Raw genomic sequence first — 11,986 nt, forward strand, 5'->3', positions numbered from 1 at the left:
CTGGGCGCGCTGGAGGCGGGGGAGCGGGGCGCGGCGGAGGGGCTGCTGGAGAGGTACCTGGCGGACTCGCTGGAGCGGGTGGTGGAGGTCTATCGGCGCAGAGTCAGTTCGGCGCAGAGTCAGTGAGGAACACGCCCCGTAGGGGTGCGGGGCTGCATCGATCTGCGGCTCCGCCGCGGGGCGCGACCGGCCGCGACGGACCGGCAGCCGAAAACCGGCCACGACGGACCGGCAGCCGAAATGCGACGATCTGTCCTTCGGCGGCTTCCCGTTTGGGTAGATGTCAGACCGAGGACCTACTCTGTGCACCGTGACTTCCGAGACCGTTCCGCCCCAGCTCAGCGCAGCTCAGCGCCCGGCGCCCGGGCCCGCAGCCGACGAGGGCCTCGCCCGTCGGCTGCGCGCCCTCGCGTGCACCGCGCCGCTGCACGACCTGGACGCCCGCAAGGGCAGCCTCGCGGGCGAGTACTCGGTGTACGGAATGGCCGAGGTGGCCCTCGCCGCCATCGACCTGGTCACGCTGAACATGGACTTCGACACCGGCGCCGACCATGAGCAGATCGTCGCCCGGCTGATCCCCCGCATCGCCGCCCAGGCCCCGCACCGCCCCACCGCCGAGCACGAGCGGGTGGCCCGCTGGGTCCTGGAGAACCTGATCAACGTCGGCAGCGTGGACCGCGGCTTCCGCGCCGTCTACGGCACCTTCGCCGCGGACGGCACGTATGTCCGCCGCGACTACGACTTCAAGCTGATCGAAGAGGTCCCCGGCCCCGGCGGCACGGTGTATCTGCGCACCACCGACGAGGCGGTCAACGTCCTGGTCGGCGCCCTCGACACCGACGTCACCAGCGCCCAGATCGCCGCCGAGGTCAAGCTGGAGGTGCTGATCAACCGGGGCCGGCTCGCCGACGCCCAGCTCGCCGCCGAACAGGCCCGCTACCGCACGGTGCAGTACTCCGAGACCCTGCGCCGCGCCCTGGACGCCACCCGTCGCAACGTCCGCGCGGTCGACTGGCTCAACGCCGTCCCCGACATGATCGCCGAGGCCCTGGACCACGTGGCCGACCGCTACCGGCACGAGAACGCGATCCTCACCAACATCCGCAAGGCCCGCGACGAGACCGAGGAGCCCGAGCACAAGCGGCGCGCCGCCGAGCTGGTCGACATCGTCAAGGACTGCATCCGCCGGCACACCCAGCTCCAGTCCCGGCTGCTGGAGGCGGGCCCGCTGTTCCGCGCGGAACAGGACCGGCAGGCCTTCGCCACGCCCGCGAGCACCGCGGGGATAGACCTGTACGGCCATCTGGTCGCCCCGGTGCTCACCCTCCCCGCCGAGCGGGCCACCCGGGTCACGGACGCCTTCTTCGCCCGTGGCACCGGCCTGCGCACCCCCGTCTCGGTGCGGGTCGCCGACCTCGTGGACATCCTGCTGACCCCGCCCGTGGAGCGCGAGCACCTGGGCGCGGAGATGCCCGAGCCGGACCTGATCGCGACGCCGGACGACAGCCGGTTCAGCGAGGAGCAGCTGGCCACCGCCATGGACCTGCTCGACCTGCCCGCCGACGCCCCGCGCAGACTCTCCGGGCTGCTCGCCGAGGCCCGGCGCACCGGCGACCCCGATCTCGCCTACCTCGTCGCCCTCCTCGCGGTGCACGCGGCCAGCCCCGCCGTCGGCACCGCCTACCGGCAGGGCGAGGAGAAGCTGCTGTTCGCCGTGGACGACGGCACCGAGCTGGACGACCACGAGTTCGGCGGCGCCGATCTGATCGTCGGCATGGCGCTGCTGGACGCGGCCGGCATGGCGGCGGACCGGGCGGCGTGAGCGGGCCGTATGCGACACCAGCGGGCCATATGCGACATTTGCGGACCATGGTCGAGTGGTCCACAAGCAGCATGGTCGAGTGGTCCACAAGCAGCATGAGCAAGTCAGAGAGCGACAAGGAGTCAAAGCCGTGAGCGAGCACGTCGAGTGGAGTGACACCGAGGCCCCGGCCCCGTCGGCCACCGCCGCCGTCACCCCCGCCGACGCCGCCGACGCGGCGCGGCTCGTCGCCTACGGGCTCCAGCCCAAGCTCCAGCCCGCCCGCGACCAGGACTACACCGAACTGCTGCGCCGCTACCGCGAGGACCCAGCGTTCGCACGGCTCGCCGACGCCGTCGCCACCGGCCTCGGGCTCATCGTCCTGGAGGTGTCCCCGCGCGCCGGCATGGCCGTGACCGCCGCCGAGGACTCGGTGTTCGCCGTCCGCATGGGCGACTACGCGCGTCGCACCACCGCCGACTCCGGCGACCGCTTCCTGCACGGCCTGGCCCATCTCGCCGTCGCCGCCCTCGCGTTCCCGCGCCCCGAGGACCTGGCCGACGACGGCTACATCGGCCGGGTCACGGTCAACGGCGTCGACGCGTTCGTCCGCCAGGCCTGCCGCCGCCTGGAGGAACGCGCCGAGGAACAGGGCGAGAACACCGACCCGGCCACCGACGCGCCCGGCCTGGAGGCCGCCTGGCGGATCTGGGCCAGACGCAGCGCCACCGGCGCCACCAAGGACGCCCGCAGGCCCGCCTCCTCCACCACCGGCATCGTCGCCAAGGCCCTCGCCTTCCTCACCGACTCCGGCTTCCTCCAGCGCACCGGCGACGAAGGCGGCGGCACCTACCGCACCACCGCCCGCTACCAGCTCCAGGTCCGCGACCTGGCCGGCACCGCCGCCATGGCCGAACTGATCGAGCTGGGCGTGGTCCCGGTGACCGACGGCACCGCGAGCCTGCTGCCCGCCGAGGACACCGACGACCTGGAGCTGGTGGCCGACGCGGGCCTCCCCTTCCACTCCTGAAGCACCAAAGGGCCGATCCTGAAGCACTGAAGCACTGAAGCACTGAAGCACTGAAGCACTGAAGCACTGAAGGGCTGACGCGCCCCGCGCCCCCGAACGACCGCACCTTTCACCAGACTTACGAGAGTCCGCCATGTACGAGCTGTCCCGGGTCCGCCTCTACTCCATCGGGCCCGCCGGTGCGCGCTATGCCGACACCGTGCTTGACCTGCGGGGCGTGGGCGAGCCCGTGCCCGATCCGGCGCCCACCCAGGCGGAGTTCTTCGCGGAGGAGCCGTCCGGCCCGCCGCGCCGCCCCGCGCCCGCGGGCGTGCTGTTCCTGGAGAACGGCGGCGGCAAGTCCGTCCTGCTCAAGCTGATCTTCTCGGTGATGCTCCCCGGCCACCGCAACACCCTCGGCGGCGCCAGCTCCGGCGTGCTGCGCAAGTTCCTGCTCGCCGACGACTGCGGCCATGTGGCCCTGGAGTGGCAGCATGTGCAGACCGGCGAGTGCGTGGTCGTCGGCAAGGTCAGCGAGTGGCGCGGCCGCCAGGTCTCCAACGACCCGCGCAAGTTCGCCGAGGCCTGGTACTCCTTCCGTCCCGGCCCCGGACTCAGCCTGGACAACCTCCCGGTGGCCGAGTCCACCGCCGTACGCCCGGCCGCCGAGGGCGCGTCCGGCGCCCAGGGCCGCCGCCGCACCATGAAGGGCTTCCGCGACGCCCTCACCGAGGGCGGCAAGGCGTACCCGCATCTGGAGGTGCACTGGGAGGAGATCCACGAGCGCTGGACCGAGCACCTCGGCGACCTCGGCCTCGACCCCGAACTCTTCCGCTACCAGCGGGAGATGAACGCCGACGAGGGCGAGGCGGCCGGCCTCTTCGCGGTCAAGAAGGACTCCGACTTCACCGACCTGCTGCTGCGCGCGGTCACCGACACCCGGGACACCGACGGCCTCGCCGACCTGGTCAGCGGCTTCGGCAACAAGCTCGGCCGGCGCGCCGAGCTGATCGCCGAACGCGACTTCACGGCCGGCTCGGTGGACCTGCTCGGCCGGATCGTGGAGGCCGCCGACACCCGCGGCCGCGCCCGGGACATCCACGCTGGCGCCGAGCGCCGCACCCGTACCCTCGCCCGGCGGCTGTCCGCACGCGCCGTACAGGAACGCGTCCGGGCCGCCGACCTCGCCCAGCGGGTCACCGCCGCCGCGTACGCCGTCACCCACTCCGAGGGCGCCCGCGAACGCAGCTCCCTGGTCGCCGCCGAACTCGCCTACCGGCACGCCTCGCTGGCCCTCGCCGCCGCCGAGAAGGCCGCCGCCGCGCAGAAGCGCGAGCTGGCCGACGCCCGCACCCTGCACTCCGCCTGGCAGGCCGCCGAGGCCGTGCTGCGCCACCGTGCCGCCGCCGACCGCGTCGCCCGGGTCTCCGCCGCCATCCAGGAGGCCGAGCGGGACGCGGCCCCCGCCCTCGCCGCCCGCGCCAAGGCCGCCGTGGAACTCGTCCGGGCGCTGCACGCTGCCGCCGGGAGCGCCGAGGACCTGGCCAACGAGGGGGAAGAGCGCTCCGCCGCCCTCCAGGAGGCCGGTGACGCCGCCCACCGCGACTCCACCGCCGCCGCCACCGAGGCCCAGCGCGCCCGCAGCGAGGCCGGCCATCTGCGCCAGCGGCTCACCGAGGTCGAGCAGGAGACCGCAGAGGCGGTCCGCGCCGGCTGGCTGGACGACAGCGCCCCCGACGCCGACCCGGCCCGCGCCGCGCTCGCCGCCTCGGACGCCGAGAAGACCACCGTCGCCGCCTGGGACACCGCCCGCGAGGCCGCCCGCACGGCCACCGAGCACGCCCGTGAGACGGCCGCCGCCGAGTCCCGCGCCGAGCTGACCGCGGCCCGCGCCGCCGACGCCGCGACCGCCGCCGAACGCTCCCACGAGGCCGAACGCCGCCTCGCGGACGCGCTGGCCGCCGAGGAACGCCTCGCCGAACTCCTCGGCCTGCCCGGTACGGCACCCCGCGCGGGCCTGCCCGCCCAGCGCACCGACGACACCGACGGCGCCCCGCGCGCCGACCAGGACGGACTGCCCGCCGGCCCGCTCACCGCCGCCGAACTCGACCGCTGCGCCGATGAGTTGCGGAGCCTTCTCGACGACGCGGTGAGTACCGCCGAACGCCAGCTCTTCGACCTGCGCACGGCCGCCGCCGACGACTCCCGCATCCTCGGCGCGCTCGGCGACGGCGGACTGCTGCCGCCCGGCCCGGACGTCCTCGCCACCGTCGAGTTCCTCGGCGAGCACGGCATCCCCGCGCTGCCCGGCTGGCGCTATCTCGCCCAGGCCGTCGACCCGGCCGACCACGCCCGGGTGCTCGCCGCCCGCCCCGAACTGGTCGACGGCGTCATCATCACCGACCCCGACACCCACGCCCGGGCCCGCGAGGCACTGGCCGACGCCGCCCTGCTGCCGCGCTCCGCCGTGGCCGTCGGCACCGCCGCCGCCCTGCTCGCCCCGACCCCCGCCGAAGGCACCGCCCCGGACGGCGTGTTCCTGGTGCCGCCGAACCCGGCCATGCACGACGAGCACGCCGCCGACGAGGAACGCCAGGCCCTGCGCGCCCGCGCCACCGAGCGCGACGAGGAGATCCGGACCCTGGCCGCCCGGCTCGGCAAGGACCGCGAACTCGCCGCCCGGCTCACCTCCTGGCGCACCGGCTGCCCCGCGGGCCGCCTGGCCGAACTGGCCCGCGCCGCCGAGGAGGCCCGCGCCTTCGCCGAGGAGTCCGAGGCCGAACTCGCCGAGGCCCGCACCCTGCGCGCCGAGGCCGAGGAGAGCGCCGCCGAGGCCGTACGGCTGCGCGACGAACGCCAGGAGGCCGCGCAGAGGGCCCGGCGCGCCGCCGACGCCCTCGCCGGACTCGCCTTCCGGCTGCGCGAACGCGCCGGCTGGCAGGCCCGGCTGCGCGAACTCGCCGACGAGGCCACCGAGTCCGAGGCCCGCGCCCAGAGCTGCCTGGAGCGCGCCCGCGCCGCCGACGAGGACCGCCGCGCCGCCCAGCGCGCCGCCGACGACGCCCGCCGCACCGCCCGCGCGCTGCGCGCCGAGCGCGCGGAGATCGCCGGTGCCCCCGACGACGTACCGGTCGAGGAGACCGATGCGCCCAAGGCGTCGCTGCCCGCCCTGCGCGAGGCGTACCGGGCCGCGTCCCAGCTGTACGAGAAGGTCGGCGTCGGCGCCGATCTGCGCGCCGAGCAGGCCCGCGCCGAGAGCGACGAGAGCGCCGCCCGCGCCGAACTGGACCGACTCAGCAACAAGGTCCGCACCCGCGCCGAGCAGCTCCTCCAGTCGCCCGACGGCTCCGACGGGCCCTCCCGGCAGGCGGCCGCCGCCCGCGCCGAGGAGCTGGTGCAGCTCCTGGAGACCCGGATGTCCACCGCGAGCGAGCAGCTCGGCCGGCTGCGCGGCGAGGCCGAGCGGCACGCCCCCGAGGACGGCGAGGCGCACACCGAGCTGCCCGCGGACCAGGTACCGCGCGACGCCGAGCACGCCCAGGCCCTGCTGCGCACCGCGACCACCGAACTGACCACCCGTACCGAGGCGTTGGCGCGGGCTCGCGACGCGCACGGCGAACTGCTGGCCGCCCATCGCGCCGCCGAGGACGCGGCCGGCGGCTTCGACGAGACCGCCGCGATGCTCCGCGACCTGCTGCGCGAACAGGCCGGCGAGGAGGAGCCGGAGGAGACCGAGCCCTACCCCGGCGACCTGGAGGAGGCACGGCAGTCCGCAGCCGAGGCCCGCCGCTCGCTGCGCGGCTGCGCCGCCGACCTGTCCGCCGCCGAGGCCGGTGTGCGCGAGGCGAGCGATGTGCTGGTCCGGCACGCCAACTCCACGCGCTACGAGCAGGTCCGCACCCCCGCCCGGCAGCAGATCCGCGAGCTGCCCGCCGCCGCGCTGCCCGAGCACGCGCAGAAGTGGGCGGACGCCTTCGCGCCCCGGCTGCGGGTCCTCACCGACGAGCTGGCCCAGCTGGAGCGCAACCGCGACTCGATCGTGGACCGGCTGCGCGGCCTCGTGGAGTCGGCCCTGGCCACCCTGCGCTCCGCCCAGCGGCTCTCCCGGCTCCCCGAGGGGCTCGGCGAATGGTCGGGCCAGGAGTTCCTGCGCATCCGCTTCGAGGAACCCGACCAGGCCACGCTCACCGAACGGCTCGGGGAGGTCATCGACGACGCCACCCGCGCCGCCGTCAAGAAGAACTCCGACATGCGGCGCGACGGCATGTCCCTGCTGCTGCGCGGTGTCGCGGCGGCCCTGGAGCCCAAGGGCGTGGCCGTCGAGATCCTCAAGCCCGACGCGGTGCTGCGCGCCGAGCGGGTCCCCGTCGGGCAGATGGGCGACGTCTTCTCCGGCGGCCAGCTGCTCACCGCGGCCATCGCCCTGTACTGCACCATGGCCGCGCTGCGCTCGAACGACCGGGGCCGCGACAAGCACCGGCACGCGGGCACCCTGTTCCTGGACAACCCCATCGGCCGCGCCAACGCGACCTACCTCCTGGAACTCCAGCGAGCCGTCTCCGACGCCCTCGGCGTCCAGCTCCTGTACACCACGGGCCTGTTCGACACCACGGCCCTGGCCGAGTTCCCGCTGGTCATCCGGTTGCGCAATGACGCGGACCTGCGGGCGGGACTGAAGTACATCAGCGTCGAGGAACACCTGCGCCCCGGCCTGCCCCAGCAGCCGCAGGCGGGGGAGACGGTGCACAGCGAGATCACCGCCACCAGGATGTTCAAGAAGCCGGCGGTCAACGCGTAGCGGCGCTGTGGGCCGCCCGCCCGGCCCACAGCGCGCGGGCAGCCTCCTGGTGGCCGTCGCTCAGAAGCCGTACCCCATGCGGCGGGACAGCTCCGTGCCCGCCGCGACCGTGCGCCGGGCCACCTCCGTCAGCCGGTCCCGGTTCAGCCGGTACACCGGGCCGGAGACGCTGATCGCCGCGATCACCTCGCCGTCGTGCGCCCGCACCGGCGCGGCCACCGCGGCGAGACCCGGCTCCAGCTCCTCGACCGTCACGCCGTGGCCCCGTTCCACCACGCGGTCCAGCTCGGCCCGCAGCGTCTCGGCGTCGGTGACGGTGTTCTCGGTGAACCGGGGCAGGGGCCGCGCGAGCAGGCTCTCGCGCGCGGCGGGCGGCAGATGCGCGAGCAGCACCTTGCCGCTGGAGGTGGCGTGCAGCGGGGTGCGCCGGCCCAGCCAGTTCTGCGCGGCCACCGACGCCGTGCCCCGGGCCTGCATGATGTTGACGGCGGCGTCCTCGTCCAGCACCGCGAGATTCACGGTCTCGCCCAGCTCGTCGGCGACCTCGCGGCAGATCGGGACGCCCTCCTGGGAGATGTCCAGCCGCACCGCCGCCGCCCCGGCCAGCCGCAGCACACCGGCGCCCAGGTAGTACTTGCCGCGATCCTTCGCCTGCGCCACCAGCCCCCGGTGCTCCAGCACGCCGAGCAGCCGGAACGCCGTGGACTTGTGCACCGCCAGCTCGGTGGCGATCTCGGTGACGCCCGCCTCGCCGTCCCGGGCGAGGATCTCCAGCACGCTCACGGCGCGGTCCACCGACTGCACCGCCCCGGCCGGCTGCTGCTTCTGCGCGTGGGCCATGGCTGGGCTCCCACCACCTGTCGGCCGGTCCGGAATCTGTTGCGCACGGCGCTCATGTCCGCGCCATACGAAACTTCATCGTAGCGAAGTGGCCGATTCCAGCCGGTGGCCGAGCGGATTCCGACTCGCGGGGCGACTCGCGTCCTGGCTCGCGGCTCGGCTCGCGGTTCGGCTCAGGGGTGCGACAGCTGCCCCGCGCCGCCCCGCCGCCGTATCCGCTCCTGCTCCCGCAGCGCCCGCCGCTCCGCACGCCGGCGCGCCCGCCGCTCCCTGCGCAGCGCGCGAGCCGTGCTGCTGGGCTCGGAGACCACGCCGTACCGCTGGTTCCACACCTGGCGGGTCACCCAGACGTCGACCACGGCCCAGGTGGCCACCACGGTGCTCGCCACGCTGCTGATCACCATGGGGAACGCGGGCCAGGACTCCGCCATGGTGCACAGGAACGCCACCATCGCCTCTATCAGCGTGACCGAGATGATGATCAGCGCCCGCACCGCCGCCGTCCGCACCGGATCGGGCAGCGGATGCCGCCGCGCGGGCTCCTCGACCCACAAGGGCCGGTGCTCGCGCTGTATCCCGTACCGCTCCGCAGTGCCCTTCACCGTGTCACTCACTCCCCACCGCCCGAGGGCCCCTCGCCCCGAAGCCCCGACTCCCCAGTAGCTGCCCGGCTTGCGCGGATTTACGCGGCCGGGACGCGGGACGGGGCTTCCGCGGCCCAATCCGCCCCCAACTCCCGTAGAGAAGGACGAACAAGACCCCGCGAAGATTCCCGCCCTGGGAAAAATTCCAGCCAACCGCCATTCCCTGCCATGGTGTCCGGCTCCGGGGTACCCGCCGGATCGCGGTGGCAATCTCCCGCAATGCCCGGACAACTCGCCCCGTACCGCCGCCGCTACGGAAGTTCACCTTCCGGACATGCCTTCGAGTTACCTGTATGGCGGTAGTAGGCTCGCGCCGTTTGTTGACGCACATGCGCACCCCCGGCCCGCGGGGGTCGAGCTGGGGGAGGCCATGCGCTTTCGCGGGAAGTCGATCCGCCGGAAGATCGTGGCGCTGCTTCTCGTGCCGCTGCTGTCCCTGACCGCCATCTGGGGTTTCGCCACGGTGGTCACGGGCCGTGACGTGGCCCAGCTCTTCCGGGTCTCCGATGTCATGCAGAACATCGGCTATCCCACCGAGGACACCGTCCGCGTGCTCGAACAGGAGCGCCGCCAGACCCTCGTCTACCTCGCCGACCCACGCGCCGCCGACTCCCTGTCGGCGCTCCAGCGCACCCGCACCGCCAGCGACCGTGCGATCGCGAAGGTCCGCGAGAACGCGCGGAAGCGCCATCTGCGCCACGGCCTCGGCGCCCAGGGCAGCGAACACCTCACCGCCGTTCTGGACGCCTTCAGCGGCCTGGACTCGCTGCGCCACAGCGTCGAGGGCGGCACCATCAGCCGCGCCCAGGCACTCGACCTCTACAACCGCCTGATCGACCCCTGCTACTCGCTGCTCGCCGGGCTCGACGGCATCGACGACGTCGAGATGGACAAGCAGTCGCACGCCCTGGTCAACCTCAACCGCGCCCGTGAACTGCTCTCCCGTGAGGACGCCCTGCTCGGCTCCTCCCTGGTGGTGGGACGGCTCACCCGCGAGGAGATCCGCGAGATCTCCGACCTCGTCGCCCAGCGCACCCTGCTGTACGACATCAGCCTCCCGCTGCTGCCCGCCTCCGAACGCGAGCGCTACGAACGGTTCTGGGACAACGCCGGTACCGCCCCGCTGCGTTCGGCCGAGCAGTCCGTCATCGAGCACGGCTCCGGCACCCCCGACGGTGTCACCGCCAAGAACTGGGACTCCGCCGCGGGCAGCGCCCTGGCCGACCTCGGCACCCTGGACGACCGGGCGGGCGACCGCTTCCAGGACCGTATGCACCCCGTCGCCATGCGGGTCATCGCCCAGGGCGCCGTCGCGGGCCTGCTCGGACTGCTCGCCCTGCTCTTCTCCCTGGTCCTGTCCGTCCGGATCGGCCGCGGCCTCATCCGCGACCTGCGCCGGCTGCGCCTGGAGGCGCACGAGGCGTCCGGCGTCCGGCTGCCCGGCCTGATGCGCCGTCTGTCGGTCGGCGAACAGGTCGACGTGGAGACCGAGGTGCCGCGCCTGGAGTACGACCAGAACGAGATCGGCGAGGTCGGACAGGCCCTCAACACCCTTCAGCGGGCCGCCGTCGAGGCCGCCGTCAAACAGTCCGAGCTGCGCGCCGGAGTCTCCGAGGTCTTCGTCAACCTCGCCCGCCGCAGCCAGGTGCTGCTGCACAAGCAGCTCACCCTCCTCGACACCATGGAACGCCGCACCGAGGACACCGACGAACTCGCCGACCTCTTCCGCCTGGACCACCTCACCACCCGGATGCGCCGGCACGCCGAGGGCCTGGTGATCCTCTCCGGCGCGGCGCCCTCCCGGCAGTGGCGCCGCCCCGTGCAGCTGATGGACGTGGTCCGCGCCGCCGTCGCCGAGGTCGAGGACTACGAGCGGGTCGAGGTACGACGCCTGCCGCGGGTCGCCGTGACCGGCCCGGCCGTCGCCGACCTCACCCATCTCGTGGCCGAACTCCTGGAGAACGCCACGGTGTTCTCGCCCCCGCACACCGCCGTCCAGGTCATCGGCGAGCGGGTCGCCAACGGCTTCACCCTGGAGATACACGACCGGGGACTCGGCATGACGCCCGAGGCGCTGCTGGACAACAACCTGCGCCTGGCCGAGACCCCCGAGTTCGAACTCTCCGACACCGACCGGCTCGGCCTGTTCGTGGTCAGCCGGCTCGCCCAGCGCCAGAACGTGCGCGTCTCCCTCCAGCCCTCGCCCTACGGCGGCACCACCGCGATCGTGTTCATCCCCGACGCGCTGCTCAGCGACGAGGTCCCGGACACCAACGGCATCGGCTTCCGGCTCGACCGCGAGCGCACCGCGAAGAACTCCGGGCGAGCCGCCGGCGGCTCCCGGGCCCCGTTGCCGCTCTCCGGTCTGTCCACCACCGTCCTGGACGGCCCCGTGGAGCTGGAGGCGCCCGTCGACCTCGACGCCCTGGACGACTTCCCCGGCGCCCTGCCGGACGAGGACAGCGAACGCGGCGGCCTCTTCCGCCACCGCCGCGCCCTGACCCGGGGCGGGGACGACGGCCCCGCGCAGGAGCCGGGCGACGACCGTCCGGCGGACCGCCCGGCGGGGGAGGAGACCGGCGAGCACGGACTCGTACCGCTGCCGCGCCGCCAGCCGCCCAAGCTGGTCAGCTCGCACGGCAAACCGGTCACCGATCAGCGCGCCCACCGCCCTGAGCCCGGCCGCCGCAACCCGACGGACCCGGCCGACCGCGGGACCGGGGAGGCGTACGGCTCCGACACGGACGCGTACGGCACCGCCGAGGACGCGTACGGCGCCGGCCTGGACGCCCACAGCAGCGATCGCGAGGAGCAGCGCGCCGACCGCGAGCCGCACCGGGGCGGGCCGGTGGCCCTGCCGCGCCGGGCGATCGCCGCCCCGGTGCGGCTCGCGG

The 11,986-nt window shown here is 74.2% G+C and carries 6 protein-coding genes and 1 pseudogene; 5 read left to right on the forward strand and 2 right to left on the reverse strand.

The features are described 5' to 3' along the window. The 4 genes and pseudogenes from CCN72_RS40925 to CCN72_RS30690 all read left to right on the forward strand — a co-directional run. Positions 1-126, forward strand: a pseudogene (locus tag CCN72_RS40925) (GntR family transcriptional regulator); the annotation flags it as partial. 184 nt (positions 127-310) lie between these two features. Continuing rightward, positions 311-1,822 carry a hypothetical protein gene (locus CCN72_RS30680; protein ID WP_346080422.1) on the forward strand — a complete coding sequence of 504 codons (1,512 nt, stop codon included), beginning with the start codon at positions 311-313 and terminating at the stop codon, positions 1,820-1,822. A 130-nt stretch (positions 1,823-1,952) separates the two neighbouring features. Further along, a complete protein-coding gene (locus CCN72_RS30685; protein ID WP_086811319.1) occupies positions 1,953-2,831 on the forward strand; it encodes a hypothetical protein in 879 nt (292 codons plus the stop codon). 133 nt (positions 2,832-2,964) lie between these two features. Next, positions 2,965-7,608, forward strand: a complete 4,644-nt coding sequence (locus CCN72_RS30690; RefSeq protein ID WP_086811320.1) for a hypothetical protein — start codon at positions 2,965-2,967, stop codon at positions 7,606-7,608. 60 nt (positions 7,609-7,668) lie between these two features. Here CCN72_RS30690 and CCN72_RS30695 read toward each other — a convergent pair whose 3' ends face one another. Both CCN72_RS30695 and CCN72_RS30700 read right to left on the reverse strand, forming a co-directional pair. After that, a complete protein-coding gene (locus tag CCN72_RS30695; protein WP_202442874.1) occupies positions 7,669-8,448 on the reverse strand; it encodes an IclR family transcriptional regulator in 780 nt (259 codons plus the stop codon). A gap of 173 nt (positions 8,449-8,621) precedes the next feature. Further along, entirely contained in the window at positions 8,622-9,170 is a 549-nt protein-coding gene (locus tag CCN72_RS30700) for a hypothetical protein (protein WP_402149447.1), read from the reverse strand. A gap of 292 nt (positions 9,171-9,462) precedes the next feature. On the opposite strand from CCN72_RS30700, the gene CCN72_RS30710 reads away from it, so the two are divergent. Further along, positions 9,463-11,986, forward strand: a 2,524-nt coding sequence (locus CCN72_RS30710; protein ID WP_244174562.1) for a sensor histidine kinase, incomplete at its 3' end; no start/stop codon positions are given.

The sequence above is a fragment of the Streptomyces murinus genome, from assembly GCF_002154555.1.
GTDB lineage: Bacteria > Actinomycetota > Actinomycetes > Streptomycetales > Streptomycetaceae > Streptomyces > Streptomyces murinus.

Coding starts and splice junctions, on each gene's coding strand:
- CCN72_RS30690 (WP_086811320.1), top strand. CDS start 2,965: ATGTACGAGCTGTCCCGGGTCCGCCTCTACTCCATCGGGCCCGCCGGT.
- CCN72_RS30695 (WP_202442874.1), bottom strand. CDS start 8,448: ATGGCCCACGCGCAGAAGCAGCAGCCGGCCGGGGCGGTGCAGTCGGTG.